The 26,599-nt window shown below is 39.1% G+C and carries 25 protein-coding genes and 3 pseudogenes; 15 read left to right on the top strand and 13 right to left on the bottom strand.

Going from position 1 to position 26,599, the window contains the following annotated elements; all coding sequences use genetic code 11:
- Window positions 1–431: 431 nt before the first annotated feature.
- The 4 genes and pseudogenes from FIM44_RS07705 to FIM44_RS07690 all read right to left on the bottom strand — a co-directional run bounded on the left by FIM44_RS07705 (window position 432) and on the right by FIM44_RS07690 (window position 3,128).
- Complete coding sequence (locus FIM44_RS07705; protein ID WP_100974550.1) at window positions 432–854, bottom strand: hypothetical protein; 423 nt, start codon at window positions 852–854, stop codon at window positions 432–434.
- A gap of 9 nt (window positions 855–863) precedes the next feature.
- Window positions 864–1,910, bottom strand: coding sequence for a hypothetical protein (locus tag FIM44_RS07700; protein ID WP_100974549.1), 1,047 nt, complete (start codon window positions 1,908–1,910; stop codon window positions 864–866).
- Between the two features lie 8 nt (window positions 1,911–1,918).
- A pseudogene (locus FIM44_RS07695) lies at window positions 1,919–2,585 on the bottom strand (TIR domain protein).
- A 285-nt stretch (window positions 2,586–2,870) separates the two neighbouring features.
- On the bottom strand, window positions 2,871–3,128 hold the full coding sequence (locus FIM44_RS07690) for a valine--tRNA ligase (protein ID WP_140579632.1): 258 nt from the start codon (window positions 3,126–3,128) through the stop codon (window positions 2,871–2,873).
- 70 nt (window positions 3,129–3,198) lie between these two features.
- Here FIM44_RS07690 and sppA point away from each other — a divergent pair, with 70 nt between their 5' ends.
- Genes sppA through FIM44_RS07675 form a run of 3 tightly spaced genes read left to right on the top strand, consistent with a single transcriptional unit; the run spans window position 3,199 to window position 7,430 of the window.
- Window positions 3,199–4,077, top strand: coding sequence for a signal peptide peptidase SppA (gene sppA, locus FIM44_RS07685; protein WP_140579631.1), 879 nt, complete (start codon window positions 3,199–3,201; stop codon window positions 4,075–4,077).
- Window positions 4,078–4,079: 2 nt separating this feature from the next.
- Entirely contained in the window at window positions 4,080–4,961 is an 882-nt protein-coding gene (gene purU / locus FIM44_RS07680) for a formyltetrahydrofolate deformylase (RefSeq protein WP_140579630.1), read from the top strand.
- Window positions 4,962–7,430, top strand: coding sequence for a hypothetical protein (locus FIM44_RS07675; protein ID WP_194148721.1), 2,469 nt, complete (start codon window positions 4,962–4,964; stop codon window positions 7,428–7,430).
- Between the two features lie 211 nt (window positions 7,431–7,641).
- On the opposite strand, the gene aapA3 is transcribed toward FIM44_RS07675, so the two are convergent.
- Complete coding sequence (aapA3, locus tag FIM44_RS08960) at window positions 7,642–7,734, bottom strand: type I toxin-antitoxin system toxin AapA3 (RefSeq protein WP_000681134.1); 93 nt, start codon at window positions 7,732–7,734, stop codon at window positions 7,642–7,644.
- 321 nt (window positions 7,735–8,055) lie between these two features.
- A pseudogene (gene hpnL / locus FIM44_RS07665) lies at window positions 8,056–8,247 on the bottom strand (nickel-binding protein HpnL); the annotation flags it as partial.
- Between the two features lie 322 nt (window positions 8,248–8,569).
- Between hpnL and rsmA the strand changes: the two are divergent.
- The 5 genes and pseudogenes from rsmA to FIM44_RS08930 all read left to right on the top strand — a co-directional run.
- Entirely contained in the window at window positions 8,570–9,385 is an 816-nt protein-coding gene (gene rsmA, locus FIM44_RS07660; RefSeq protein ID WP_140579627.1) for a 16S rRNA (adenine(1518)-N(6)/adenine(1519)-N(6))-dimethyltransferase RsmA, read from the top strand.
- A gap of 33 nt (window positions 9,386–9,418) precedes the next feature.
- On the top strand, window positions 9,419–11,494 hold the full coding sequence (locus FIM44_RS07655; RefSeq protein WP_140579626.1) for a ribonuclease J: 2,076 nt from the start codon (window positions 9,419–9,421) through the stop codon (window positions 11,492–11,494).
- Window positions 11,478–12,467, top strand: coding sequence for a KpsF/GutQ family sugar-phosphate isomerase (locus FIM44_RS07650; protein ID WP_140579625.1), 990 nt, complete (start codon window positions 11,478–11,480; stop codon window positions 12,465–12,467). Before FIM44_RS07655 ends, FIM44_RS07650 begins: the two co-directional genes overlap by 17 nt.
- Complete coding sequence (gene rlmN / locus FIM44_RS07645) at window positions 12,464–13,537, top strand: dual-specificity RNA methyltransferase RlmN (RefSeq protein ID WP_140579624.1); 1,074 nt, start codon at window positions 12,464–12,466, stop codon at window positions 13,535–13,537. Before FIM44_RS07650 ends, rlmN begins: the two co-directional genes overlap by 4 nt.
- A 196-nt stretch (window positions 13,538–13,733) precedes the next feature.
- Window positions 13,734–13,853: pseudogene (locus FIM44_RS08930) on the top strand (hypothetical protein); the annotation flags it as partial.
- A 156-nt stretch (window positions 13,854–14,009) separates the two neighbouring features.
- Here FIM44_RS08930 and FIM44_RS07635 read toward each other — a convergent pair.
- Window positions 14,010–14,636 (bottom strand): hypothetical protein, encoded by a 627-nt coding sequence (locus tag FIM44_RS07635; protein WP_140579623.1) that lies wholly within the window; start codon window positions 14,634–14,636, stop codon window positions 14,010–14,012.
- 101 nt (window positions 14,637–14,737) lie between these two features.
- Here FIM44_RS07635 and FIM44_RS07630 point away from each other — a divergent pair, with 101 nt between their 5' ends.
- The 6 genes from FIM44_RS07630 to FIM44_RS07605 are packed head-to-tail and all read left to right on the top strand — an operon-like array spanning window position 14,738 to window position 21,086.
- Window positions 14,738–14,995: an RNA-binding S4 domain-containing protein gene (locus tag FIM44_RS07630; RefSeq protein ID WP_140579622.1), complete on the top strand. Its 258-nt coding sequence runs from the start codon at window positions 14,738–14,740 to the stop codon at window positions 14,993–14,995.
- 32 nt (window positions 14,996–15,027) lie between these two features.
- Entirely contained in the window at window positions 15,028–17,790 is a 2,763-nt protein-coding gene (ileS, locus tag FIM44_RS07625) for an isoleucine--tRNA ligase (RefSeq protein WP_140579621.1), read from the top strand.
- Between the two features lie 16 nt (window positions 17,791–17,806).
- Window positions 17,807–18,721 carry a CpaF/VirB11 family protein gene (locus FIM44_RS07620; RefSeq protein WP_140579620.1) on the top strand — a complete coding sequence of 305 codons (915 nt, stop codon included), beginning with the start codon at window positions 17,807–17,809 and terminating at the stop codon, window positions 18,719–18,721.
- Window positions 18,722–20,026 (top strand): flagellar protein export ATPase FliI, encoded by a 1,305-nt coding sequence (gene fliI / locus FIM44_RS07615; protein WP_001128712.1) that lies wholly within the window; start codon window positions 18,722–18,724, stop codon window positions 20,024–20,026.
- Window positions 20,027–20,036: 10 nt separating this feature from the next.
- Window positions 20,037–20,303: a flagellar biosynthesis protein FliQ gene (gene fliQ / locus FIM44_RS07610; RefSeq protein ID WP_000445741.1), complete on the top strand. Its 267-nt coding sequence runs from the start codon at window positions 20,037–20,039 to the stop codon at window positions 20,301–20,303.
- Window positions 20,304–20,306: 3 nt separating this feature from the next.
- A complete protein-coding gene (locus FIM44_RS07605) occupies window positions 20,307–21,086 on the top strand; it encodes a UDP-N-acetylmuramate dehydrogenase (RefSeq protein ID WP_120928184.1) in 780 nt (259 codons plus the stop codon).
- A 40-nt stretch (window positions 21,087–21,126) separates the two neighbouring features.
- Here FIM44_RS07605 and FIM44_RS07600 read toward each other — a convergent pair whose 3' ends face one another.
- The 5 genes from FIM44_RS07600 to rsfS are packed head-to-tail and all read right to left on the bottom strand — an operon-like array spanning window position 21,127 to window position 25,150.
- Window positions 21,127–21,978: a phosphoethanolamine transferase gene (locus FIM44_RS07600; protein ID WP_140579619.1), complete on the bottom strand. Its 852-nt coding sequence runs from the start codon at window positions 21,976–21,978 to the stop codon at window positions 21,127–21,129.
- Entirely contained in the window at window positions 21,960–22,790 is an 831-nt protein-coding gene (locus tag FIM44_RS07595) for a sulfatase-like hydrolase/transferase (protein ID WP_140579618.1), read from the bottom strand. The genes FIM44_RS07600 and FIM44_RS07595 overlap by 19 nt, the downstream gene beginning before the upstream one ends.
- A gap of 9 nt (window positions 22,791–22,799) precedes the next feature.
- Window positions 22,800–23,903 carry a glycosyltransferase family 8 protein gene (locus tag FIM44_RS07590; protein ID WP_140579617.1) on the bottom strand — a complete coding sequence of 368 codons (1,104 nt, stop codon included), beginning with the start codon at window positions 23,901–23,903 and terminating at the stop codon, window positions 22,800–22,802.
- A gap of 4 nt (window positions 23,904–23,907) precedes the next feature.
- Window positions 23,908–24,801 (bottom strand): tRNA (adenosine(37)-N6)-dimethylallyltransferase MiaA, encoded by an 894-nt coding sequence (gene miaA / locus FIM44_RS07585; RefSeq protein WP_140579616.1) that lies wholly within the window; start codon window positions 24,799–24,801, stop codon window positions 23,908–23,910.
- Window positions 24,802–24,808: 7 nt separating this feature from the next.
- Window positions 24,809–25,150 (bottom strand): ribosome silencing factor, encoded by a 342-nt coding sequence (rsfS, locus tag FIM44_RS07580; RefSeq protein ID WP_140579615.1) that lies wholly within the window; start codon window positions 25,148–25,150, stop codon window positions 24,809–24,811.
- Window positions 25,151–25,209: 59 nt separating this feature from the next.
- On the opposite strand from rsfS, the gene queF reads away from it, so the two are divergent.
- Window positions 25,210–25,656 carry a preQ(1) synthase gene (gene queF / locus FIM44_RS07575; RefSeq protein WP_140579614.1) on the top strand — a complete coding sequence of 149 codons (447 nt, stop codon included), beginning with the start codon at window positions 25,210–25,212 and terminating at the stop codon, window positions 25,654–25,656.
- Between the two features lie 116 nt (window positions 25,657–25,772).
- Here the strand turns inward: queF and FIM44_RS07570 are convergent.
- Window positions 25,773–26,599: hypothetical protein (locus FIM44_RS07570; RefSeq protein ID WP_140579613.1), on the bottom strand; the 827-nt coding region annotated here is incomplete at its 5' end.

Raw genomic sequence — 26,599 nt, 5'->3', positions numbered from 1 at the left:
TCCTTTGTTTTTATTTGGTTTTGTTTAATATTTGCTTGCTTATTGTTTGTTATTTCTTAATGCTTATATTTTTAGTTGTTAGTGTTTTTATATTTAATGTTTAATGTGTTTAGTTTGCTTGTGTTGGATTTAGCGTTGAGCTTTCTTAATTCTTTTGTTTAGATTTATTGCTTCTTGTTGTTTAATGTTTAATGATTTTAATCGCTTGATTTTGTTTGATTATGATTGAATGCGTTTGGATTTGAAAACTCTGTTCTTATCAAGTATTGGTGTTTAAAGCCTTATTTTTATAGTTTGAAGTTTTATAATTATAGTGAAATTCATAAGGGGGTGGGGGTTATTTTGCGATACCCTAAATCTTAAAACGCTTTAAAAGTTATCGTTTGATTGAAGTCAAGTTATTTTATAGCCAGTACTTCATTAAAACAGAATTAAAAACAAAAACCATAGCCCACCAAACAAAGAGCTAACACCCAATAGGGGAAAAGGCTAGGCGAACGCATGGTGCGTAAGTATAACGCACGCTGGCAAGTTTGATGAGCAGGAAGCATTTCAAACAGCCTTTCATCGGTTTTAAGTCTGTTTTCTATCAGCCATTGGTATTGCTTCCTGAATAATTTTTCTTGCATGAGATAATAAGCGTCTAAAAACCAAAAACATAGAAGTAGCACCCCTAAAATGCATAACCCATAAGAATTAGAAATCGCTTCTATTTTAAGGGATAAGACACCCACAGCGAGTGCGAGTGTCCATTTCTTGCACTCCAAAGAATTTTGCACTATTCTGTTGATAACGCCTTGTAAGATTTTAAGCTCTTCTATAAGGATTTTTGCTCTGTCTGTGCTATTGTCCATGTTTGATATTTATCTCTTAAAGTTAAAAGTCCAAGCGCCTTTGTTGGTTTTGACTCCAACCTCTATGAGATTTTGACACTCATAGTTTGCTGTGAAAGTTTCTCCAAATTTTAAATCCACTGCCATTGTGTTTTTCTTGCTTTCTAGATTTTTAATGATTTTTTCCATTTTGTCAATATTTTGCGTCGCTTCAGTGAGTTTGACTTGATTGGCTTTGATAGATTTTTCTTCAGGGCTAATCTGCTTATCAGTATATTCTTTGGCATGCCTTGGGATAGCTTCTTTCAAATAAGCGAAATAAAATTTCCCTACGCTAGGCCACATGGATTTTAGTTTAGCAAGGCCTTGGAGACCTTTTTTTGACACATACAAATTATAGTCATTAAAACCTTCCTTTTCAACTTTAACCCAAAAGCCATCGGCTGAATTGCCATGATTATCAACAGCAAAACTATATAGTAATTTTTTGAGTTCTTTAAGGTTGATATAAGGGTAGTCTTTGGGGTTTTTAGTGTCTTCAATAGCACCTATTATATTGTCTAGAACATTCCATAGTTTCTCATTTGGTGGTTCTTTACTTGGTTCATATTGATAGTTATAGTTATCAAGTATCCTCTTAGCAACATATATTGGGTTATCATCTTTTGTATATTTATAATCATGGCCACTAACGAATAGTCCTTCATTTTCTAACAATTTATCAAGATTATTGGATTGTTGCACATGCTGTGTGAGTTCTTCTAAATCTTTTTGAAGTCTTGCGATTTTTGCTTGGTGGTTTTTAATCGCTTTTTCTTTTTCTGATACAAACAGGTATGCATTGGCTGTTTCTTGTATTAACTTTACCAAGAAATTTTGATCATGCTCGCAATTCCCACGATTGAGCTTCAAGTCTTGGATTTCTATGTTATCGGTTTTAGAAATGATTTTCACGGTAGAATTGAAGCTATTTTTTTCAACCTCAACCAATGGTTCGCTACTATCACTCCCACAGCCCACTAAATACAACGCCAAACAGCTCGCGCCTAGTAATTTTTGATAAGTTTTAAAAAACATGCTTGCTCCTATGAATTGATTTGTTGCGATAGTTTTTTAAGGGTTATGGTCTCAAAACTTTTTAAAAATAGCGATATATCATGACTAACTTGAAAGCTCTCCATCACTATAGTTAAGCGACTCTCGCTACTAATAGAATGAGCGATTTTTAATTCTTCATAAATCCATGCGGAATAAGTGATACCTAATAGATCTTGATTAAGAGAAACACTATTCTTGCTTTGTAAAAAACACGAAGTAAGGGCATTTTTTGATCATATATTCTAAAGACTCTCTGAGAATGAGCGTGAAAGCGTCTTCAATCTTGCTAACATCAATATGATGTTTTTTTATTTCTTTTAGAATATCATTTTTATAATCCCAAAAGAGAGAGTCTATAAATATTAAATTAGAACCATCGGTTGGTTCTAAAAAGGACTTGATATTTTTAACGCCTAAAAAATCATTATTTTTCATATCAATATGCGAATGAGAAAGAAAAATCTTAGTTTTATTCAATCGCTCTTGTAAGGGGCTAAAAAAGGCTTCTTTAATTTTATCGTGGTTTAAAACGATGCCATCGTTAGAATATGGGGCGTTTTGAATGAGTTTGTCAATGAGTTCGTCAATCTTTTTGGCCGCTTCATTAATTTGATGGACTTGGTTGTTAGAATAGCGTGCGCTAGGTTTTAAGATACTTTGATTTTTGCTGTTATCTAAATCAACCCTAAAAGCTTTTATGATATATTTTCCTTAATATTTTTATGAAATTCTCAAACCTTTATACATACGATTTTAAGTTCCCTTTAAAATCCTTTGATTATAGTAGACTTAGACTTAGCTTAAGAGTGCTTGAATTTTGGGGTGTTGGGGGGTGTTAGAATAACTAAAAACCACCGCTAAAAAAAGCCTTTTTGCAAACAAAAAAGCGAAAAACTTACAAGCGGCAGACCTTAAAAGCACAAAAACAATAAAGGCAATCTAAAAAACTTCTTCGCACGCCTTTTTGTCTTTATGGAGCAAGCATGCTTTTTGCAGCTCTATAAAACGCTTTTTCCTTTCTTCTTCGGTCATATTATTAGGCTTTTCAATAGGGGGTGGAAGAGAGTGTGAAGGCTTTGAAGTGGGGGTGAATTTGGGCGTATACTCTAGTTTATTGACTGCATAAAAGCCTAAAGCAGCGATTAAAATAAAAATCCAATCTGTTTTTCTGATCTTAGGGCAAAATTTACACGCCATGATTTAATCCTTAAAACATTTGAAGTATAATACACTCTTATGGTCAAATTTTTAAGTCTAGGAAAACCGCATGTGGAGTTTCATTCAAAAAATCTTTAAGGCTTTAATCATCGTGCCTTTAGATTTTATTACGAAGTATTTCAAATCGTTTGTGCTGTTACTCATTGTATTAGTTTTTTTTAGCGCTAAAGAAAGCGCGCCAAGCGCCCCGCCCAATCTCGCTAAACTCTATTTAAATGGGGCGATTTTTAGTGCGGAGGATTTTGACAAAGAAGTGGATAAAATCTTAAAAATTCCTAGCATTAAGGGCGTTTTACTTTTGATTGACTCTCCTGGTGGGGCGGTGTCAGCGAGCGTGGAATTGAGCGAAAAAATCGCTGATTTGAAGCAAAAAATGCCCGTTTTAGCGTATGCGAGGGGGATTATGGCGAGCGGGAGTTATTATGCGGGCATGCAAGCGAGCGAAGTTTATGCCTCTAAAGCGAGTTTGATAGGATCCATTGGGGTGATTTTTTCAGGCGCGAATGTGGAAAATTTGCTCAATAAAGTCGGCGTGGCCACTCAAGGCGTGCATGCGGGCGAATATAAAGAAATAGGCACTTTCACCAGAGCATGGAAACCTAATGAAAAAGAATTTTTGCAAAATTTAGTCAATGAGCAATACCAGATGTTTGTAGATGATGTCGCAAAAGCTAGGAAAGTAGACGCTAAGGATTATAAGGATTTTGCTGAAGGGAAGGTCTTTAGCGCTCAAAAGGCTCTAAAATTAAAACTCATTGATAAAATCAGCACGATCAAGCAAGCACAAAACCGCTTAATGGAATTGAGTAAGGTTAAAAAAGCTTATTGGCTAGAAAAAAGCCCTATGGAGCGCTTCATTGAAAAAGCCACGCAATCAGCGAGTAATATCATCACGCAAGCCTTTGGCTATCAATTATTAATGAGATAAAGATGTTAGAATTTATTTTAAAAATTCAAGCTAGAGACTCTAAAGGCTTGGTGAGTGCGATAAGCACCACGATCGCTAACAAGGGCTATAACATCGTCAAAAACGATGAATTTGTTGATCCCTTAAAACAACGCTTTTTCATGCGGCTAAAAATCCAAAAAGAAATGAAGCCCTTGAATACTGAAATTAAAGAGCAAGAAGAGCGATCCTTAAAAACCGCTCTTTTTAAAGCCCTAGAAAACTTTAGCGAACTGTTGATTGAAGTCATTTTAACGCATAAAAAAAACATTATTTTACTCGCTACTAAAGAGAGCCATTGCTTAGGGGATTTGCTTTTAAGGGTGTATGGGGGAGAATTGAACGCTCAAATTTTAGGCGTTATTTCTAATCACGAGGTTTTACGCCCTTTAGTGGAAAAATTTGACATCCCTTATTTTCATGCGCCTTGTATCGATCAAATTTTGCATGAAAAAGAAGTTTTAGCGATCATTAAAAACCTGGAATTAAAACACAAAGTGAGCGCGGATCTGCTCGTTTTAGCCAAATACATGCGCATTTTAAGCCATGATTTTACGAAGCGCTATGAAAATCAGATTCTCAATATCCATCATAGTTTCTTGCCCGCATTCATCGGGGCTAACCCTTACCAGCAAGCGTTTGAAAGGGGCGTGAAAGTCATCGGGGCCACGGCGCATTTTGTGAATGAAAGCCTTGATGCCGGGCCGATTATTTTACAAGACACTCTGCCCATTAACCACAATTACAGCGTGGGAAAAATGCGCCTAGCGGGTAAGGATATAGAAAAACTGGTTTTGGCTAGGGCTTTAAAACTCGTTTTAGAAGACAGAGTCTTTGTGCATGAAAATAAAACGGTGGTGTTTTGAATGCTTTTAGATTTTAGCAATCTCAATGAAGAACCCCTAAAAAGCCAGATCAAAGCCGAGTTCTTTAAGGATAAAAAATTCCTTTATAGCGGGGATAAAATAGATTTCATGTTAAGCTATAAGCATTCTAACGCCACCTTACCCATTTTATGGGGCGAAGCTAAAAGGGGCGATTTTGATGATTTGGACAAAGCTTTCACGCAACTTCTTTTAACCATAGGCAAGCACAGGCTTTATACCCACCACACGCCACCTTATTTGTGCGCTTTTAACGCTTTTAAAATAGAATTTATCGCCTTTGATGACACGATCACAAGCTTTTTTTATAAAAGCGATATAGATTTTTCTATCACCCCAAGCAACCACAACACAGAAGGTTTTAAACATGCTTTTAGATGCGTTAAAGCCATGTGTAAATCCCATAAATTGGTTTTTGACTTTAAAACCCAAAGCCAAGAATGCAAAGAATTTATTGAAAATAATTTAAACTCTAGCCATCTACTCAACAAAATCCAAATTGATAAAAACAATTTCTTTACGATCTATCAAAAGTGGCTTGAAATTGTCAAACCCACCATCAAAATAGATTGGGAGCTAGCCAAAGCCGAAGGGATTTTAGATGCAGACTATTATTTAGCGGATTTGCTCAGCGATGGCGATAAAACCATTATTGAGAAATTACGCACGATTTTAAGATCTAGCCACTATGAATTGAAATGGGGTTCGAATGCACTGAATAAATTGGGGTTAGAGGGAATTACGAAAGTTGATTTCACAGATAACCAACAAGCCCATCAAGAATTTTGGAGCGTTTATGAAAGGCCTCCTAAATTAGAATTTCAAGCCTCTATTTTAGAGCGGCGCGATTTGTTAGTGCCAAGCGATGTGAGAGAAAGAAAAGGGGCGTTTTTTACCCCTAAAATCTGGGTAGAAAAGAGTCAAGAATATTTAGCTAAAGCTTTGGGGCAAGATTATCAAGAAGATTATATCATTTGGGATTGCACTGGGGGGACTGGGAATTTGCTTAGGGGCTTATTGAATAAGGCTAATTTGTATCTATCCACTTTAGATCATAACGATGTGGCAATCGTTAAAGATCTGGTTGCAAAAAACCACTTGAAATTACTAGAAAATCATGTTTTCCAATTTGACTTTTTAAACGATAATTTTTTCAGCGATAAAACGCCAAAAAGCTTGCAAGAAATCTTAAACGACAAAGAGAAACGAAAAAAGCTCATCATTTACATCAACCCGCCGTATGCGGAAGCGGGCAACAAGGCTAAAATGAGTGGCACAGGCGAACACAAAGCCAAAGTCGCAAGAAACAATAAAACTCATGAAACCTATAAAAATCTTTTAGGGTCTGGGGCTAACGAACTTTTCATTCAATTTTTCATGCGCATTTATATGGAATTGAACGGCTGTATCATGGCGAGTTTTTCAAATCTCAAATACCTTAATTCTAGCAACTTTAAAAAATTCAGAGAAGTCTTTAAAGCCAAATTTTTAGAGGGGTTTATGGTGCCAGCGGATAGCTTTGATAATGTGAAAGGGCAATTCCCTATTGGCTTTTTGGTGTGGGATACCGCTACCCCCCCCTTAAAACCAACCAACGCAATCAATTTGGAAGTGTTTGACTCGCTTGGCGGATTTTTGGGGTATAAAAATATACGCTCGTTCAATAAGGTTCCATTTTTAGCAGACTATTTACAAAAGTGTCAGCCAACAAAAAGAGACACTATTTTTGGTTATTTAGATCCTGGTCGCAATAGTTTTCAACATCAAAATTTAGTCCATATTAGCGTTATTGACAAATCACAACAATCGCATGTAAAATATTTTCCAATCATTGCAACTACAATTTTGTTGGTGTCTGTATTTTTCTCCATCCGCCATTGCATCAAAGCCACATGGCAAAACGATAGGGATCAGTTTTACGCCCCCTACAACGATACATGGCAAGATGATAACGAATTTAAAAACAACGCTCTTGCTTTCATGCTTTTTCACACACAAAACCGTATTACCAGCACTCAAGGGACAAACCACTTCATACCCTTTGATGAAGAAGAAGTCGAGTCTAAAGAAAGATATTCTAGCCACGCTTTATTAGACTTTTTAAAAGGTGGGATAAAGGAGGAGAGCGATACTCTCTTTTTAAACGACAAAAAAGAAAACAAGCCCCTAAAATTCAGCCTGAGTGCTTCAAGGGTGTTTGACGCTGGCAAAGAGATCTATCGTTATTACCACACACAAGATTTCACAAACCGCCCCTATAACGCTAATGCAAGCCTTTATGACATCAAAGAATTTTTTCAAGGCCGTAATGTGCAAGGCAAATTAAATTTACCCGCTAAAGCTAAAGATGAATATTACAAACAGCTTTACGCTAACTTGCAAGACGCCCTAAAAGATCTCGCCAAAGAAATACAGCCTAAAGTCTATGAATACGGGTTTTTAAGGGAGTAGTTTTTAAGACAAATAATCAAAAAGCTAAAGTAAGCGGTATTTTTTAAAAGCACTCCATGAGAGGATTTAGTTTTATAGAGGGGAGAATTATTTCTATCCCCTAAAGAAAATAAGTTTTACAACAAAATGACCAACGCCCCAAAGTCAAGGACAAACCCGCTTCACAAGGAAACCCTTAAGCCTTTAGGCTTAAGGGAACGCTCTTAGAAAATCAGCGTTTCACAGAAACGATCACTTTAAGCCCCAAAAAAGCAAACTCAAAGTATAATGTTTTCCAAGAGCGTTTGCCACTTTTGTGTTTCATGGCATGCTCCTTTTGACATAGGATTTGCCCCATATCGCAACTATGGGGCGTGATGAGATTTTACAACAAACCCCCTTAAAAACACCCCTAGATCGCACCAAATACGCAAGACAAAGTTTTACGCCCCATTATGACCACTCAATGAATAAGCTTATCTTTATTGGACAGAAAACAGAGCCATTTGACAAGCATCAAAAGAGAGATTTTAAAAGTTTAAAAATCTAATGGAATTAAAAGGGTTGGTTTGAATTGATAGATTTACTGGATCAAAAGAGCTAAAAGCTAGGAGTAGCCCTAAGGCCGCCCCCACAAACGCCCCAATCAATATTGTTGGTTTTGTTGTTGTGCTTTTTGTTGTTGTTGGTGTGCTTGTTGTTGTTGCTGTTGTTGAGCTTGTTGCTCTGCTTGTTGTTCGGCGTGTTGTTGTGCGTTATGGTGATGGTGTTCGCCGCCATAATAATGGTGGTGGTGTGCGTGGTGATGGTGGTGGTGGTGTTGGCTGTTAGCCTGTTGTTGTTGCTGTTGTTGCACTTGGTGTTGTTGCACTTGGTGTTGTTGTTCATGGTGTGCCATGATGACTCCTTTAATTGAAATTTAAATTCTAGCTCATTAGCTAGGATTTCATTTTATAATGCAAAATCTAACCAATTATTAACGAAAAAGATTTTAATACTAATTTTTAATACGAGCGCCACGAGTGTTAATTTAAGCGCTCCTATTGTCAAAACTACCAACATCTTTGAATGAAAAAAGCTATAATAAAAAAGTTGCATTAAAAAGGAAAGACAAATCCCCTTTTTAAGGTATAATATGAGGAGTTTTAGAAGCGCTTCTTATGGTAGTAGCTAAAAAGTCTTTAGGACAGCATTTTTTAACGGACGAATCGTTTTTAGACAGGATTGTTAATGCTTTGCCTCCCTTAAACCCATTAAAGCTAATTGAAATCGGCGTGGGGCTAGGGGATTTGACTCTTAAGCTGTTGGATCGCTATCCTTTAAAGACTTATGAGATAGATAGCAATTTGTGCGAGAAAATGCGAGCGAGATTAAAGGCACAAAAAAAGCCTTTTGCCTTAGAATTAGTGGAAAAAGACGCTCTTTTTTTAAAAGAAGAAGAGCCTTATTTTTTGATTTCTAATTTGCCTTATTATATCGCTACCAGGCTTGTTTTAAACGTGCTCAAAGACCCTAAATGCAGGGGTTTATTGGTGATGACGCAAAAGGAAGTGGCGTTCAAATTTTGCACTAAAGATTCACAGAACGCTTTAAGCGTTTTAGCGCACACGATAGGGAACGCTACCCTTTTGTTTGATGTGCCGCCTAGCGCGTTTAGCCCGCCTCCAAAGGTGTTTTCTAGCGTGTTTGAAGTGATTAAAGAGCCGCTGAAAGAAAAGGCGTTAGCTTCATTAGCCCAAGCACCATTTTTTGAAGAAGCCCTACAAAAAGGGTTTGAAACATTAGAAGATTTTTTGAAAGCCTGTTTCTCATCTCCCAGGAAGACGCTTTCAAACAATCTTAAAAAAAGCGTTTCTTATAGAGAAAAGCTTGATAAGGTGTTAGATTTTTTAGCGTTAGAAAACCAACCAACAAGCGTGAGGGCGTCTGAGATAAAAGATTATCTCAAGCTCTTAAATTACCTTTTAAAAGGCTAATGTCTTTTTAAAAAATTGAAAGGAATAATCGTTATGACTGATAACAACCATTATGAAAACAATGAAAACAGCAGTGAAAACCCAAAAGCTCATCATGAGGCGCGAGCCGGAGCGTTTGAGCGCTTCACCAACCGCAAAAAGCGTTTTAGAGAAAACGCGCAAAAAACCGGAGAGTCTTCACACCATGAAGCGCCTTCACACCATAAAAAAGAGCATCGCCCCAACAAAAAACCAAACCACCACCACAAAGCTAAACATGCCCCCCAAAAGACTAGAAATTACGCCCAAGAAGAATTGGATAACAACAAAGTAGAGGGCGTTACGGAAATTTTGCATGTGAATGAGAGAGGGACTTTAGGCTTCCATAAGGAGTTAAAAAGGGGCGTTGAAGCGAATAACAAGATCCAAGTGGAGCATTTAAACCCGCATTATAAGATGAATCTAAACTCTAAAGCGAGCGTTAAAATCACGCCTTTAGGGGGCTTGGGCGAGATTGGGGGGAACATGATGGTCATTGAAACCCCAAAAAGTGCGATCGTGATTGATGCGGGCATGAGCTTCCCTAAAGAAGGGCTTTTTGGCGTGGATATTTTAATCCCGGATTTTTCCTACTTGCACCAAATCAAGGACAAAATCGCTGGTATTATCATCACCCATGCCCATGAAGATCACATAGGGGCCACGCCTTATTTGTTTAAAGAGCTGCAATTCCCCCTTTATGGCACGCCTTTGAGTTTGGGGCTGATTGGGAGCAAGTTTGATGAACATGGTTTGAAAAAATACCGCTCGTATTTTAAAATCGTAGAAAAGCGCTGCCCCATTAGCGTGGGCGAATTTATCATTGAATGGATCCACATCACGCATTCTATTATTGACAGCAGCGCTTTAGCGATCCAAACTAAAGCCGGAACCATCATCCACACCGGCGATTTTAAAATCGATCACACCCCAGTGGATAATCTGCCCACTGATTTGTATCGTTTAGCGCACTATGGCGAAAAGGGGGTGATGCTTCTTTTAAGCGATTCCACCAACTCCCATAAATCCGGAACCACGCCGAGTGAAAGCACCATAGCGCCGGCTTTTGATACCCTTTTTAAAGAAGCGCAAGGGAGGGTGATTATGAGCACATTCTCTAGCAATATCCACCGGGTCTATCAAGCCATACAATACGGCATTAAATACAACCGCAAGATCGCTGTGATCGGGCGCTCTATGGAAAAAAACCTAGACATCGCCAGAGAATTAGGCTATATCCATTTACCTTATCAATCTTTTATTGAAGCCAATGAAGTCGCTAAATACCCGGATAATGAAGTCTTAATCGTAACGACCGGCTCACAAGGCGAAACCATGAGCGCGCTTTATCGCATGGCGACTGATGAACACCGCCACATTTCTATCAAACCCAACGATTTAGTCATCATCTCCGCTAAAGCCATTCCTGGCAATGAAGCGAGCGTTTCAGCGGTATTGAATTTTTTAATCAAAAAAGAAGCTAAAGTGGCTTATCAAGAATTTGACAATATCCATGTGAGCGGGCATGCCGCCCAAGAAGAGCAAAAGCTCATGTTAAGACTCATTAAGCCCAAGTTTTTCTTACCCGTGCATGGGGAATACAACCATGTCGCGCGCCACAAGCAAACCGCTATTTCTTGCGGGGTGCCTGAAAAAAATATCTATTTAATGGAAGATGGTGATCAGGTGGAAGTTGGCCCTGCGTTCATCAAAAAAGTCGGCACGATTAAAAGCGGTAAAAGCTATGTGGATAACCAAAGCAATTTGAGTATTGATACAAGCATCGTGCAACAAAGAGAAGAAGTCGCTAGCTTGGGGGTGTTTGTGGCTACAATTTTTGTGAATAAAAACAAACAAGCGCTTTTAGAAAGCTCTCAATTTTCTAGTTTAGGGCTTGTGGGCTTTAAAGATGAAAAGCATTTGATTAAAGAAATTCAAGGGGGATTAGAGGTGTTATTAAAATCCAGCAACGCCGAAATTTTGAATAACCCTAAAAAATTAGAAGATCACACCCGTAATTTCATCAGAAAAGCGCTCTTTAAAAAGTTTAGAAAATACCCGGCTATCATTTGTCATGTCCATGCCACTTGATTACAACGCTATCGCCGCGCAAGTCTTAAGAGATGAAGCGAGCGCGCTTTTAGAAAGCGTTAAGCAATTCCAAGAACCTAACGATTTAGAAGCGGTTGTCAAGCTCATTTTAAAAAGCCAAGAAAAAGGGGGTAAGCTTGTGATAGTGGGCGTGGGCAAGAGCGCTTTAGTGGCGCAAAAAATCGCTGCTTCTATGCTAAGCACCGGTAACAGGAGCGCGTTTTTACACCCTACAGAAGCCATGCATGGGGATTTGGGCATGGTGGAAAAAAACGATGTGGTTTTAATGATTAGCTATGGGGGCGAGTCTTTAGAATTATTGAATCTGGTGAGCCATTTAAAACGTTTAAGCCATAAAATCATCACTTTCACTAAAAGCCCTAATAGTTCGCTCTCTAAACTTGGCGATTATTATTTGAGCTTGAAAATCACAAAAGAAGCTTGCCCGATCAACACCGCTCCAACGACTTCTACCACCCTAACTCTGGCGTTAGGCGATGTTTTAATGGCATGCTTGATGCGAGCGAAAAACTTTAGCCAAGAAGATTTTGCCTCCTTTCATCCGGGCGGGCTTTTAGGCAAAAAACTTTTTGTCAAGGTTAAAGACTTACTGCAAACCACGAATCTCCCCCTAATTCTTCCTAGCACAAGTTTTAAAGACGCGCTCATAGAAATGAGTGAAAAACGCTTGGGCAGCGCGATTTTAGTCAATGAAGCTAACGAGCTTGTGGGGGTGTTAAGCGATGGCGATGTCCGTAGGGCGCTATTAAAAGGGCTTAGCTTGGAGAGCGAAGTGAGGCATTTTGCCACTTTAAAGCCTAAAAGCTTTAAGAATTTGGACGCTCTTCTTTTAGAAGCGTTAGAATTTTTAGAGCACCATAAGATCCAGCTTTTAGTGTGCGTGGATGATTATAATAAGGTTTTAGGGGTCTTGCACTTGCACCAACTTTTAGAATTAGGGCTTAAAGCATGAAAGCGAGCATTTATGATTTCACTCTAAAGGAATTGGGCCAGTTTTTAAAACCGAGTTTTAGGGCTAAACAGCTTTATTTGTGGCTCTATGCGAAGTATAAAACAAGCTTTAAAGACATGCAAAATAATTTTTCAAAAGATTTTATCGCTTATTTGGAGCGAGAATTTACTTTGCGCACGATAGAAATCACGCATGTGAGGGAGAGCGTTGATGGCTCTAAAAAATACCTTTTTAAATCTTTAAGAGACAACCATACTTTTGAAGCGGTGTTGTTGAAAATGAAGGATAAAAAGATTGACGAAGAGACGAACGCTATTTTAGAGGGAGAAAAATACACCGTATGCGTGTCTTGTCAAATAGGCTGTCAAGTGGGTTGCTCGTTTTGTTTCACTCAAAAAGGCGGTTTTGTAAGGAATTTAAAAGCGAGCGAAATTATCCAGCAAGCCCTACTCATTAAAGAAGACAATAATCTCCCCATTGAAAAAGCACTCAACATTGTTTTTATGGGAATGGGCGAGCCTTTGAACAATTTAGATGAGGTGTGTAAAGCGGTTGAGATTTTTAATACCGGCATGCAAATTTCACCTAAAAGAATCACCATTTCCACTAGTGGCGTAGCCGATAAAATCCCTATTCTAGCGGGCAAAAATTTAGGCGTGCAATTAGCCATATCTTTACACGCCGTAGATGACAAAACGCGCTCATCTTTAATGCCCTTGAATAAAAAATACAACATTGAATGCGTTTTGAATGAAGTGAGGAAATGGCCTTTAGAGCAACGCAAAAGAGTGATGTTTGAATACCTTTTGATCAAAAATTTAAACGATAGCCTAGACTGCGCTAAAAAACTTTTAAAACTTTTAAACGGCATTAAATCCAAAGTGAATTTGATTTTATTCAACCCGCATGAAGGCTCTAAATTTGAGCGCCCCAGCTTAGAGAGCGCTAGAATGTTTGCGGATTTTTTAAACTCTAAAGGCTTATTATGCACCATTAGAGAGTCTAAAGCTTTGGATATTGAAGCGGCTTGCGGGCAATTGAGGGAGAAAAAACTCTCCCAACAAATTTAAAAACTCTTTTTTGTGGTGTTTGTTTTTTTCTAATGGGGGGTGTTGGTTTTAATCAAGCGATAATCCAAAATTTAGGGGATATGGATTAAAAATTAGCGTTAAAATTCCTTTCATTAACAATTAATTAGATTTTATATTGTAGAATAGAATTCTAGCCAGTGAGCTAGAATTTAAATTTTTAATCAAAGGAGTCATCATGGCACACCATGAAGAACAACACGGCGGGCACCACCACCATCACCACCACACACACCACCACCACTATCATGGCGGTGAACACCACCATCACCACCACAGCTCTCATCATGAAGAAGGTTGTTGCAGCACTAGCGATAGTCATCATCAAGAAGAAGGTTGCTGCCACGGGCATCACGAGTAATATCGGTGTGGCTAGGGGCAACTTGACTTGTCTCTAGCGTTTCAATTTTATTTTCTCTCAAATTTATTCAGTCAATTGAATCAAGTCGCTTTTTCACTCGCTATGTAAAGACCAAGCGTTATTTGGCTTTGTTTCATTTTTAAGCTTTAAATTCAAGCTCCCCTCAATCCATTGGGTATTAGCCCCCTTTTCGTTATTGTCAAATAAAAACACCCCTAAAAAGCCTCTAGGGGTTTTAATCAGGCTCAATTCCACGCTAGGGAGAACAATCTTGCTGTCAGGTTTGACTTCAAAGGCCAGGAAAAAGGGGCGGTTGTTTTTGAAATCATAGCCATTTTTGGTGTATGAATAGCCGGGGGCGCTCTGCAAGATGCCTTTTTGAGTTTCCACGCTAAAAGAATCCAAGTAATAAAACCCAGGCTCTAGCTTGAACGATTGGACTTTGGCTAAAGTATAGCGGTTTTTCCATAAAAGCATGAAGCGCTCACTCCCAAGCATGAACAAAGGCCCTCTAGGGTCTTTGAGCTTTGCTTTAGGGTTTTTTTCAAGCGCTTCATTGTGTTTGGCGACAACTTCTCTATCCACTTTGCGCCAATAAGTGCGCACGCTTTGGCCTTGATGAGCGATATAAAGATTCACCAAACCAGAATGATGGCCTTTAGGGGGCAAGCAAGAGGCTAATAAAAGAGCGGCTAACAAACTCACAATTTGAAACTTCAAACAAATTCCTTAAAAAGAGTGGTGGCTGAATGCTAACATGCTAAAACTAAAACCCTTATAAGTTATGGATAAAAACTTAAAGAATAGGGTAAAATAAACGCATGCGAATAGACAAATTTTTACAATCAGTGGGTTTAGTGAAGCGGCGCGTTTTAGCGACAGATATGTGCAGCGTGGGGGCGGTGTGGCTCAATGGGAGTTGCGCTAAGGCTAGTAAAGAAGTGAAAATAGGCGATATGATTAGCTTGCACTATTTAAAAGGGATAGAAGAATACACGATTTTACAAATCCCCACTTTAAAAAATGTGCCACGAAAAGACACGCATCTTTATATCGCTCCTAAAACAAAAGAGTCATAATAAAAGATCAATAAAAGACCAAGGATCAATCAATGAAAGAATACAAAGACACCCTAAACTTAAACACAACCACCTTTTCTATGAAAGGGAATTTGAGCGTTAATGAGCCTAAGACTTACGCTAAATGGCAAGAGCAACAAGCGTTTAAACGCATGCAGAATAGGAAAGATAACCATGGGGATTTCACTTTGCATGACGGGCCGCCTTATGCGAACGGGCATTTGCATTTAGGGCATGCCTTAAATAAAATTTTAAAAGACATTGTCGTTAAAAGAGAATATTTTAAAGGGAAGAAAATCTATTACACGCCCGGTTGGGATTGCCATGGCTTGCCCATTGAGCAGCAAATTTTAGAGCGATTAGAAAAAGAAAAAACGAGCCTGGAAAACCCCACGCTGTTTAGAGAAAAGTGCCGAGATCATGCGAAGAAATTTTTAGAAATCCAAAAGAACGAGTTTTTGCAATTAGGCGTTTTGGGGGATTTTGAAGATCCTTATAAAACCATGGATTTTAAATTTGAAGCGAGCATTTATAGGGCCTTAGTGGAAGTGGCTAAAAAAGGGCTTTTGAAAGAGCGCCACAAGCCTATTTATTGGAGTTATGCATGCGAGAGCGCTTTAGCGGAAGCTGAAGTGGAATACAAGATGAAAAAATCGCCCTCTATTTTCGTGGCGTTTGGTTTGAAAAAGGAGAGTTTAGAAAAGTTAAAAGTCAAAAAAGCGAGCTTAGTGATTTGGACGACCACGCCCTGGACTTTGTATGCGAATGAAGCGATCGCTTTGAAAAAAGACGCCCTTTATGCGCTCACCCAAAAAGGCTATTTAGTCGCTAAAGCCTTGCATGAAAAATTAGCCGCTTTAGGGGTGGTGGATAATGCGATCACGCATGAATTCAATTCCAATGATTTAGAATATTTGAAGGCCACCAATCCTTTAAACCAAAGAGATTCCCTAATCACTCTAGGAGAGCATGTCGGTTTAGAAGATGGCACAGGAGCCGTGCATACCGCTCCCGGGCATGGTGAAGAGGACTACTATTTAGGCTTAAGATATAATTTAGAAGTGTTAATGTCTGTAGATGAAAAAGGTTGCTATGATGAGGGCATTATCCATAAGAAATTATTAGATGAAAGCTATCTGGGCGAGCATGTTTTTAAGGCTCAAAAACGCATTATAGAGCAATTGGGCGATTCTTTATTGCTAGAGCAAGAGATTGAACATTCCTACCCGCATTGCTGGAGGACGCACAAGCCTGTGATTTACAGAGCGACCACGCAATGGTTTATTTTAATGGATGAGCCTTTTATTCAAAATGATGGCTCTCAAAAAACCTTAAGAGAAGTGGCTTTAGATACGATTGAAAAGGTGGAATTTGTGCCAAGCAGCGGGAAAAACCGCCTAAAAACCATGATAGAAAACCGCCCTGATTGGTGCTTGAGCCGACAAAGAAAATGGGGCGTGCCACTGGCCTTTTTCATAGACAAACGCACGAATAAGCCTTGTTTTGAAAGCGAAGTTTTAGAGCATGTGGCGAATCTTTTTGAGAAAAAAGGCTGTGATGTGTGGTGGGAGTCTAGCGTGAAAGATTTATTGCCCCCTAGCTATCAAGAGGACGCCAAGCATTACGAAAAAGTCATGCACATTTTAGACGTGTGGTTTGATAGCGGTAGCACCTTTAAGGCGGTTTTAGAAGACTATCATGGAGCAAAGGGGCAAAGTCCTAGCGATGTGATCTTAGAAGGGAGCGATCAGCATAGGGGGTGGTTTCAAAGCTCGCTTTTAATCGGTTGTGTTTTAAATAATCAAGCCCCTTTTAAAAAGGTCATTACGCATGGCTTCATTGTAGATGAAAAGGGCGAGAAAATGAGTAAATCTAAAGGCAATGTGGTGTCTTTGGACAAGCTGCTCAAAACGCATGGGAGCGATGTGGTGCGTTTGTGGGTAGCGTTTAATGACTATCAAAACGATTTGAGGGTCTCTCAAACCTTTTTCACTCAAACAGAACAGCATTATAAAAAATTCCGCAACACCCTAAAATTCTTACTCGCCAATTTTAGCGATATGGATCTTAAGAATTTAGAACGCTCCCATAGCTTCAGCCCTTTAGATCATTTTATATTAGAGGCTTTAGAAACCATAAGCGCTGGAGTCAATAGCGCGTTTGAAGAGCATGATTTGGTGAAGGGCTTGAATATTTTAATGGCGTTTGTTACCAATGAATTGAGCGGGATTTATTTAGACGCTTGTAAGGATAGCTTGTATTGCGATAGCAAAAATAATGAAAAACGCCAAGCCATTCAAATGGTCTTACTCGCTGTAGCTAGCCAATTGTGCTACTTTTTAGCCCCGATTTTAACGCACACGATTGAAGAAGTTTTAGAGCATAGCCAGGTGCTTTGCGCGTTTTTGCAAGCTAAAGATGTGTTTGATTTGAAAGGCATTAATATTTTAGAAAAACTCCACCTTAAAGAATGTAAAAAGCCAGAAAATTTTGAAGCCGTTTTAGCCTTGCGTTCTGCCTTTAATGAAGAGTTAGACCGATTGAAAAAAGAAGGCGTGATCAAAAATTCGTTGGAGTGCGCTATTGAAGTAAAAGAAAAAGCGTTGCGTGAAAATTTAGTAGAAGAATTGCTGATGGTAAGCTTTGTAGGGATTGCAAAAGAAAAATTGAGCGAAACGCCAGCATTCACGCTCTTTAAAGCCCCTTTTTATAAATGCCCCAGGTGTTGGCGTTTTAAAAGCGAGCTAGAAAACACCCCTTGCAAGCGTTGCGAACATGTTTTAAAAGAGCGATGATAAAAGGATAGGGCTTTTGAAAACTTTACAAACCCATAGAGTTTTACAAGCCCTAATCGGTCATTTTACCCCTTTTTTAGAAAGCGGGATCACCGAGCTAATCATCAACACCGAGCAGGAACTTTGGCTTTATAAAGTCAATAACACCCGAGAAAAAAGAGGGCATGCGCTTTTTGATAAGGCGTTTTTGCTGAGGTTTTGCGAGCAATTGGCCAGTTTTAGGGGGTTGTTTTTTGATGAAGAGCACCCCACTTTAAATTGCTCTATCCCTTTCACGCGCTATAGGGTGAGCGCGAATCACTTCAGCATCACTACCAATAATCAAATCACGCTCAATATCCGTGTGCCTAGGCTTAAGCCCTTGAGTTTAGACGATTTCACTTTCAAAGCAAGCGATCCAAAAGGTTTGAAAGATTTAGCGCTCAAAGGGCATAACATTCTTATTAGTGGGGAGACTTCAAGCGGTAAAACAAGCCTATTAAACGCTCTTTTAGATTGCGTCAATAAAGATGAAAGGGTGGTGAGCGTTGAAGACAGCCAAGAATTGGATTTAAAAGCGTTTAGTAATTGCGTAGGGCTTTTAGTGGGCAAGCAAGAGAACACGCGCTTTAATTATGAAGACGCTCTCAATATGGCCATGCGTTTAAACCCGGATAGGCTCATTGTGGGCGAGATTGACACCAGGAATGCAGCGCTCTTTTTGCGTTTAGGAAACACCGGGCATAAGGGCATGCTCTCAACCATTCATGCTAATAGTGCCCAAAACACTTTAGAAGCCCTTTCGCTGAATTTGAGCATGCGTTATACGCATTCTTTAGATAAGGATTTGATGCGGGCGTATTTTAAGAGCGCGATTGATGTGATCGTGCATGTGAATAGGATCAATAATGAGCGCCAAATCGCTGAAGTCTTATGGACTAAAGAGCTTTAAATGCCCCTAAAATCCTTAAAAAACCGCTTGAATCAACATTTTGATCTATCGCCTCGCTATGGGAGCGTGAAAAAAATCATGCCCAATATCGTTTATGCGGATGGTTTTAACCCGTCTGTGGGCGATGTGGTGAAGATTGAAAAAAGCGATGGCAGCGAATGCGTGGGAATGGTGGTGGTGGCAGAAAAAGAGCAATTCGGTTTCACGCCTTTTAATTTTATAGAGGGGGCTAGGGCTGGCGATAAGGTGCTGTTTTTAAAAGAGGGGTTGAATTTCCCTGTGGGCCGTAATCTTTTAGGGAGGGTGCTTAACCCTTTAGGGCAAGTCATTGACAATAAGGGGGCATTGGATTATGAACGATTAGCGCCTGTGATTACAACGCCTATAGCCCCTTTAAAAAGAGGCTTGATTGATGAGGTTTTTAGCGTGGGAGTGAAGAGCATTGATGGGCTTTTGACTTGCGGTAAGGGGCAAAAACTGGGCATTTTTGCCGGCTCTGGGGTGGGTAAATCCACGCTAATGGGCATGATCACTAGGGGTTGCTTAGCGCCCATTAAAGTGATCGCTTTGATTGGGGAAAGGGGCAGAGAAATCCCTGAATTTATAGAGAAAAACTTAAAAGGGGATTTAAGCTCTTGCGTGCTAGTGGTCGCTACGAGCGATGATAGCCCTTTAATGCGCAAATACGGGGCCTTTTGCGCGATGAGCGTGGCGGAGTATTTTAAAAATCAAGGGCTAGATGTGTTATTCATCATGGATTCAGTGACTCGTTTCGCTATGGCTCAAAGAGAGATCGGTTTAGCCTTAGGCGAACCACCCACTTCAAAAGGCTACCCTCCATCCGCGCTTTCCTTATTGCCTCAATTAATGGAGAGGGCGGGCAAGGAAGAAAATAAGGGGAGCATCACGGCTTTTTTTAGCGTGCTAGTAGAGGGCGATGATTTGAGCGATCCCATAGCCGATCAAGCCAGGAGTATTTTAGACGGGCATATTGTCTTAAGCAGGGAATTGACCGATTATGGGATCTACCCGCCTATTAATATTTTAAATTCCGCATCAAGGGTGGCTAAAGACATCATCAGCGAGTCTCAAAACCTTTGCGCAAGAAAATTCCGCCGTTTGTATGCGTTATTGAAAGAAAATGAAATGCTCATTCGCATCGGCTCTTATCAAATGGGGAACGATAAAGAGCTTGATGAAGCGATTAAGAAAAAGGCTTTAATGGAGCAGTTTTTAGCGCAAGATGAAAACGCTTTGCAGCCTTTTGAACAAAGCTTTCAGCAATTAGAAGAAATCTTAAGATAAAAGGAATGTTATGGAATCACAACTCATGAAACTCGCCATTGAGACTTATAAAATCACTTTGATGATTTCTTTACCGGTATTACTAGCGGGCTTGGTGGTGGGGCTATTAGTCAGTATTTTTCAAGCGACCACTCAAATCAATGAAATGACCTTGTCTTTTGTACCTAAGATTTTAGCGGTGATTGGGGTGTTGATTTTAACCATGCCGTGGATGACTAACATGCTTTTAGATTACACCAAAACCTTAATCAAGCTCATTCCTAAAATCATAGGCTAGAAAATGCTAGAAAAAACCATTGATTTTTCTCGTTACAGCAGCGTGAAAATCGGCACGCCTTTAAAAGTGAGCATTTTAGAAAACGATGATGAAATCTCTCAAGAACACCAAATTATCGGTTTAGCGAACAACCTTTTAATCGCTCCTAGCGCGAAAAATCTCGCCCTTTTAGGCCCAAACTACGATTATATTTGCGATAAGGGCGAATGCGTTGAAATAGGGGGAGCGGCCAACTCGTCTAAAATTTTTAATTATTTTAGGGCGAATGATTTAGGGGGTTTGGAGTTTTTAGGGCAATTGCCTGGCACTTTAGGGGCGTTAGTTAAAATGAATGCTGGCATGAAAGAATTTGAAATCAAAAATGTTTTAGAAAGCGCTTGCATTAATAATGAATGGCTAGGGAGTGGAGCGCTAGGATTAGATTATCGCAGCAGCAAATTCAATGGCGTTGTCTTAAGGGCGAGGTTTAAAAAAACGCATGGCTTTAGACAAGAAGTTTTAAAAGCGTGTCAAAGCATGCGCAAAAGCCACCCCAAATTGCCTAATTTTGGGAGCTGTTTCAAAAACCCGCCTAACGATCATGCGGGTAGGCTTTTAGAAGGCGTGGGCTTAAGGGGTTATTGTCTAAAAAGAGTGGGCTTTGCTAAAGAGCATGCGAATTTTTTGGTGAATTTGGGGGGTGCAGGATTTGAAGAAGCATTGGATTTGATAGAACTAGCCAAAACCAGAGTGTTGCAAGAATACGGCATTTATTTAGAAGAAGAAGTGAAAATTTTAAGGTAGGGTTGAAAGCTTTATTTGAAATCAAGCTTACCCCTAATTATTATTTAACCTTATCATAATCCATGCTGCCATAACAAACAGCCCTTTTTCTTTGGGCGTCAAATTGGGGGCTAAAAAGGTTTTTACTCTCTATTTCATCTTTAGTGTGAATGCCCACCAAAGGCAAAAGAGAATGGATTAAATCATCGCTCATGAAAGGTTTGTTTAAAGCGCTTTTAATCAACTTCACTTTCTCGGAGTGTTTTTCTTTAAAAATATCGCTTATATAAATCATAAAAGGGATTTCTAAGCCCGCTTTAGAGCATCTATGCCCATAAGTAGGACCGCTTTCAAAAATATCTTGTGCATGGTCGCTCAAATAAAACACAATAGCGTCTTTATCTTTAAAGAGGTTAAAAATCCCATTCAAAACAGCGTCGTTATAATAAAGCGAATTGACATAATCGGCAACGATTTGCTTGTCTCTATCGCTGATTGCATGCAAATTAGAAAAAGACAAATCGCTTGGTTTGAATTTGGCAAAACTTTTAGGGAAACGATCGGCATACCAAGAATGAGAGCCAATCAAATGGAACACGATAAAATTCTTGCTTTTTAATTGGGGTTGGACATTTTTAGAATAAAATTTCACCAGCTCTTCATCGTATGCACCATAGTTTCCCAAAATATAGTAGCGGTTTTTAGAACGATTAGAGACTAGATTTTGTGTGATCCCCCATTCATCGACGATTTGTTTTTCTAGCCAAAAAGTTTCATAATGGGATCGCTTGAAAATGTCTATCATGTTGTGGTAATGATACCAAGGCTTATTCGTTTCGGCGTTGCTGTAATTGAGCAGGCTTTCAAAGACATCAGAGGTGTGGGCTTCTTTGCTTATCGTGTCAGAAAACACGAACAGGTTGTTACTCTCTCTCTCTCGTTGGCGAGTTGGCTCAATAAGGGGTTATTAGAAACGTTATAGCCATAGAGTTGCATGAAATTTCTGCTCGCGCTTTCGCCGATAACTAAGACGACATTTGAAACATCGCCCGTGCTGGAAAGATAATCGCTTGGTAAATAAAGGTTATTTAAAAAGCTATAAAATTTTATGGCTTGTTGGCGATCAAACAAGCTCAAATAAGCGGAATAAACCCCCCTAGTTAAAGAGAGAGAAAACAATGATCTTTTTAAAATGGCATCGTTGCTCGTGAGATATTTAACATGGTGAACGCTTCCTATGGTGAGGATAGAAAGCCCTAAAACGCCCGCTATCACACCAGGCACAAGCACTCTAAAGCGAATGATTTTAATCATAATCAACAAAGCGATCAAAATAAAAGCGTAGTAAAACAAATAATTGTTATAGCTTTTTATAAACGCCATCGTTTCAGAGCTGTTTGTGGCTAAAAGCGTGTCAATCAAGCCTTTGGAAAAAGGCATTTTAAACATAAAGAGCGTAAAAATTTCAGCCACGCTAAAAATAATACCGCTTCCTATAAACAGCCATTCTAACAAGCGTTGCAAGGGTCTTTTGGGGATCAGAGTGGCGGCATAATACACCACAAACCCGATTAAAAAAGCGCCTAAAAAGCCTTTAGAGAAAGAAAACAGATCGCTATTTTTGTAAGCGTTAGAAAGAGCGTTGCAAAGAAGGAACATTAAAAATTTTTCATCTAGAGTTACGCTACTGGCAAAGAATTTTAAAAACTTCAATAATTTTTCCATGAATGTCCTTTAAGTGGGTTTGAAAACTTTTTTCAAAATATTTTTTATCCTAAAACAAAAATAATCCTTAATCGTTTTTGATCGAATGTGGGTTTTAAAAGATTGCATTTGTTGGTCTTTAGCCATTTCAAGGCGTTCTTTAAAAAAATCGTTTTTAAAAGGGGTGCAAAAAAGGTTGGCGAGCCAAAAACTCGCTTCAGCTTCATAGCAAATCAAACGCCCGTTTAAAGAACTCACAGAACGCCACGGCTTGTATTTGATGAAATGGAGCATGATGATGTTTTTAGGGTAGTGCTCTTTGAAAGAATCAGAATAGCAATTATAATAAATAGGCAATTCTAAAACGCACTTCCAAAACACCATATTAACCAAACACTGCTCAGGGTAGAAAAGGTCTTTCCCCCTAGTTTTCAAAAACTCTAAAGCGGTTTTTTCAAACCCGTCTTGACGCCACCGATCCAGATGTGCCACCAAAAAGCCCATGTTAAAGCCTTGATGGATGCGTTTCAATTCGTTTGGGCTAAAGCGTGAAAAATCCATTTTAAAATTCCTACAAGCGCGCTTGCAAAAATCACAAAAGGCTTCAAAAGGAAGGTGAGAAAATGTGTCTCTCACCATGCCAAGTGATTTAGTGGGGTCGTTATCTAGTGCAAAATAAGCGCTTGCAACATCGCCCAAAAACACCGTATCCACATCTATGGAAATGATTTTAGAATAATTAGGGAAGAGTGAAGCGAGCAAGAGCCGGCACAAAACAAGAAGCCCGCCATAACGCTTGGAGCAAGACTCATTGAGATAGCTTTCTATGGAATGATCGAGCGAATTGATGTCTATAAACTCTAATGAAGCGAATTTTCTAAAAGGCTCAAGGGTTTTTAAAAGCTTGTTTTGCTGCTCTAAAGTGACCCCTTTAATCAAGCAATGGATTTTATACACGATGTTAGCGCCTAAAAGTTCGTTGTTTTGATTGAGAGGGCTAAAATCTATCGTGCTTGTGTGCCTGCTCGCATGTGAAAGTAAAGAATAAAGGCTCACGCTAGCCCCTAGCGCGTAATTCTTATCAAAACTCATAAAAATAGGGATAATTTGATTGTGCGGAGTTTGCGTATCCATTAGGTTATCCTTTAATAGCACTTTTTGAGTGGTTTAAAATCGCATGCCTAACTTCTTTAACGCTCCCTGTGTAAAGGTTATTGAACTGGGTTTTATTGAAAGTGTTTTGGCGCTTGGCTAATTTTAGGGTGTTAGAGATAATCGCTTCTTCTAGCTCCTTTAAAGTGAGTTGTTTTTCTAAATAAAGAACGCTCTCTTTAACGCCTATGGCTTTAAAAGGCTGTGAATCTTTAGGGTATTTGGCATAAAGGGCTTTGATTTCTTCTATAAGACCATCATCAAGCATGTTTTTGGTGCGCTGTTTGATGTTGTTTGCAAGCGTGCTTTTTTCAATATAAAGAGCGAATAATGAGACGGCATGCTCAAAGGGTTTTTTAGGGTTAGCCTTAAAATACTCGCTTGGGGGCGTGTGGGTGGAAAAAAAGATTTCTAACGCCTTATGGATGCGGTAAGTGTCGTTTGGATGGATTTTAAAAGCGATCGTAGGGTCAATGGATTTTAAAAACGCATAAGGGTTGGCTAGGGTGCTGATTTCTCGCTCTATTTTTACAACCTCCTCACCGCTCATTTTTGGCATGCTGCTCAAACCTTCTAAAATGGATTTTAAGTAAAAACTGCTCCCCCCCACAATGAGTAAAATTTCTTTAGAAGACACTCTCATGGCGTCCTCTAAAAGGGTTTTAAAGAGCTGAGCATTATTTTTTTCATCAATATTAAGGTGATCTAGGGCGTAATGCTTGATATTTTTTCGCTCTTTCAGGCTCGGTTTAGCCGAAGCGATGTTAATGTCTTTATAAATACTCAAAGAATCCAAAGAAAAGATTTCAGCGTCCAATTCTTGGGCTAATTCAACAGAAAGAGCGCTTTTCCCGCTCCCGCTAGGCCCTAGAAGCGCGATGAGTTTCTTAGGCGTTTTGATAAGGAATCCCCCTTTTATAAGCGTTCAAAAACCCTTCCAAGTCAAATTTTTTACGGCATTCTTCGGTGAAAAGATGGATCATCAAATCCCCCAAATCCAAAATGATCCACTCTTCATTAGACTCATCTATCTGGTAAAAGACTTCGCCCAAAGGCTTAAGGGTGTTTTTAAGCGCATCTAGTAAAGAAAGGGCATGCTTATTCGCTAGCGTGGTAGCGATAATGACATTTTCTACCAAATAGGGGGTTTGAGACAAATCAATATGCGTAATATCAAAAGCCTTTTTTTCATCTAATAAAGCCGTAATCGTTTCTATGCGTTTGTTCATGAGTTTCCTAAAAAATGGGTTAAAATAGCCTTATTATAACTTAAATCAAGGAAAGATTAATGACCCCTAAACTAAACCTCAAATCCTTAGGCGCTAAAACGCCCTATATTTTTGAATACAACAGCCAGTTATTAGAAGCTTTCCCTAACCCAAACCCCAATTTAGACCCCCTAATCACGCTAGAATGCAAGGAATTTACAAGCCTTTGCCCAATCACCTCCCAGCCGGATTTTGGCGTGATTTATATCCGCTATATCCCTAAAGATAAAATGGTAGAAAGCAAGTCCTTAAAACTCTATTTATTCAGTTACAGAAACCATGGGAGTTTTCATGAGAGCTGTATCAATACGATTTTACTAGATTTAGCCCAATTGCTAGAGCCAAAGTATTTGGAAGTGTATGGGGATTTTGCCTCTAGGGGCGGGATTGCGATCAAGCCTTTTGTGAATTATGCGATCAAAGAATACCAGGAATTTAAAGAAAAACGCCTTTTGAATGCGAAATAACGCGCAAAGATAGGGTTTTAAGATTAAAGCCATTCCAACTAAATGGACAAATTAAAGAGAGATTGAAAAAAGAGAATAAAAGAGATTAAAAAAAAGGAGACCCCACAAGGGGGGGGTTATTCCTCCTCTCCCCCTTTAAGTTTAAGAGCAGTTGCCTCATCACCCTCCGCAATCACATTCCCTTCATCATCATAAAACTCATCTCTCATTCCATAAGACCAACGATTGTCTTTTAACAGATTTTCAGTAAGACCCGCACATGTTAAATCGTATTTATTGATACCCCCATCGCATAAGAGTTGCGCAACAAATTTCGCCTCTTTTTGATTTTTAGGTAAAAGCCACCCCCACTCTTCCAAAGAGATACCATTTTTATCCCCATTTTTAGAGTTTAAAGCATAAATCTCCATCGCCTTACAAAAAGTAAAGACATCTCCCATACCCATATTGTCAAAGCTATCAAACATACAATTTTCAGGGTCTCGGTTTTCAATCATAGCGTTAAACTCCAAATCAGTATGGTATTTAAAACTTGAAGCATAAGAGAGCGCATGTAAAATGATTAAACTCGCTTGAAACCCTCCACCATTATAACTCATAGGAGCGAACAACACACCAAGTCTCGAGCCTCTTTTTTCGTTAGCATAAAGCTCCGCAATGGTAAGAAAATTACCCTCATTTTCATCAGCGAAATCAAAGTCCAATTTATACTTGCTTTCTTTCTCTTTAGGAGCAGTAGTCCTTTCCTTGACACTCGGACCGCTCGTAACGATTTTAACGCCTTTCAACAAATCCTCTCCGCTTTTTTCAGCGTGATTATTCTCAACTTCATTCAAAGACACTTCCTTAAACCATTTTAAGAATTTTTCGCTATTGAAAGCGTAAGAAGCTTCGTTGCCTTTTTGGCTCCTTAAGGTTACACGATTAAACCCAATATTAATGA

Origin of the sequence: Helicobacter pylori (genome assembly GCF_006440215.1) — a bacterium.
Taxonomy (GTDB): Bacteria; Campylobacterota; Campylobacteria; order Campylobacterales; family Helicobacteraceae; genus Helicobacter; species Helicobacter pylori_CS.
This window is presented reverse-complemented; position numbering and strand designations above follow the sequence as displayed.

What these genes read in the sequence shown, in the direction of transcription:
- FIM44_RS07705 (WP_100974550.1), bottom strand. Translation starts at nt 854, where the DNA reads ATGGACAATAGCACAGACAGAGCAAAAATCCTTATAGAAGAGCTTAAA.
- FIM44_RS07650 (WP_140579625.1), top strand. Translation starts at nt 11,478, where the DNA reads ATGTCCATGCCACTTGATTACAACGCTATCGCCGCGCAAGTCTTAAGA.
- queF (WP_140579614.1), top strand. Translation starts at nt 25,210, where the DNA reads ATGACCCCTAAACTAAACCTCAAATCCTTAGGCGCTAAAACGCCCTAT.
- rlmN (WP_140579624.1), top strand. Translation starts at nt 12,464, where the DNA reads ATGAAAGCGAGCATTTATGATTTCACTCTAAAGGAATTGGGCCAGTTT.
- FIM44_RS07595 (WP_140579618.1), bottom strand. Translation starts at nt 22,790, where the DNA reads ATGGAAAAATTATTGAAGTTTTTAAAATTCTTTGCCAGTAGCGTAACT.
- rsfS (WP_140579615.1), bottom strand. Translation starts at nt 25,150, where the DNA reads ATGAACAAACGCATAGAAACGATTACGGCTTTATTAGATGAAAAAAAG.
- FIM44_RS07675 (WP_194148721.1), top strand. Translation starts at nt 4,962, where the DNA reads ATGCTTTTAGATTTTAGCAATCTCAATGAAGAACCCCTAAAAAGCCAG.
- purU (WP_140579630.1), top strand. Translation starts at nt 4,080, where the DNA reads ATGTTAGAATTTATTTTAAAAATTCAAGCTAGAGACTCTAAAGGCTTG.
- FIM44_RS07655 (WP_140579626.1), top strand. Translation starts at nt 9,419, where the DNA reads ATGACTGATAACAACCATTATGAAAACAATGAAAACAGCAGTGAAAAC.
- ileS (WP_140579621.1), top strand. Translation starts at nt 15,028, where the DNA reads ATGAAAGAATACAAAGACACCCTAAACTTAAACACAACCACCTTTTCT.
- fliI (WP_001128712.1), top strand. Translation starts at nt 18,722, where the DNA reads ATGCCCCTAAAATCCTTAAAAAACCGCTTGAATCAACATTTTGATCTA.
- rsmA (WP_140579627.1), top strand. Translation starts at nt 8,570, where the DNA reads ATGGTAGTAGCTAAAAAGTCTTTAGGACAGCATTTTTTAACGGACGAA.
- FIM44_RS07590 (WP_140579617.1), bottom strand. Translation starts at nt 23,903, where the DNA reads ATGGATACGCAAACTCCGCACAATCAAATTATCCCTATTTTTATGAGT.
- FIM44_RS07700 (WP_100974549.1), bottom strand. Translation starts at nt 1,910, where the DNA reads ATGTTTTTTAAAACTTATCAAAAATTACTAGGCGCGAGCTGTTTGGCG.
- FIM44_RS07630 (WP_140579622.1), top strand. Translation starts at nt 14,738, where the DNA reads ATGCGAATAGACAAATTTTTACAATCAGTGGGTTTAGTGAAGCGGCGC.
- FIM44_RS07690 (WP_140579632.1), bottom strand. Translation starts at nt 3,128, where the DNA reads ATGGCGTGTAAATTTTGCCCTAAGATCAGAAAAACAGATTGGATTTTT.
- aapA3 (WP_000681134.1), bottom strand. Translation starts at nt 7,734, where the DNA reads ATGAAACACAAAAGTGGCAAACGCTCTTGGAAAACATTATACTTTGAG.
- fliQ (WP_000445741.1), top strand. Translation starts at nt 20,037, where the DNA reads ATGGAATCACAACTCATGAAACTCGCCATTGAGACTTATAAAATCACT.
- sppA (WP_140579631.1), top strand. Translation starts at nt 3,199, where the DNA reads ATGTGGAGTTTCATTCAAAAAATCTTTAAGGCTTTAATCATCGTGCCT.
- FIM44_RS07605 (WP_120928184.1), top strand. Translation starts at nt 20,307, where the DNA reads ATGCTAGAAAAAACCATTGATTTTTCTCGTTACAGCAGCGTGAAAATC.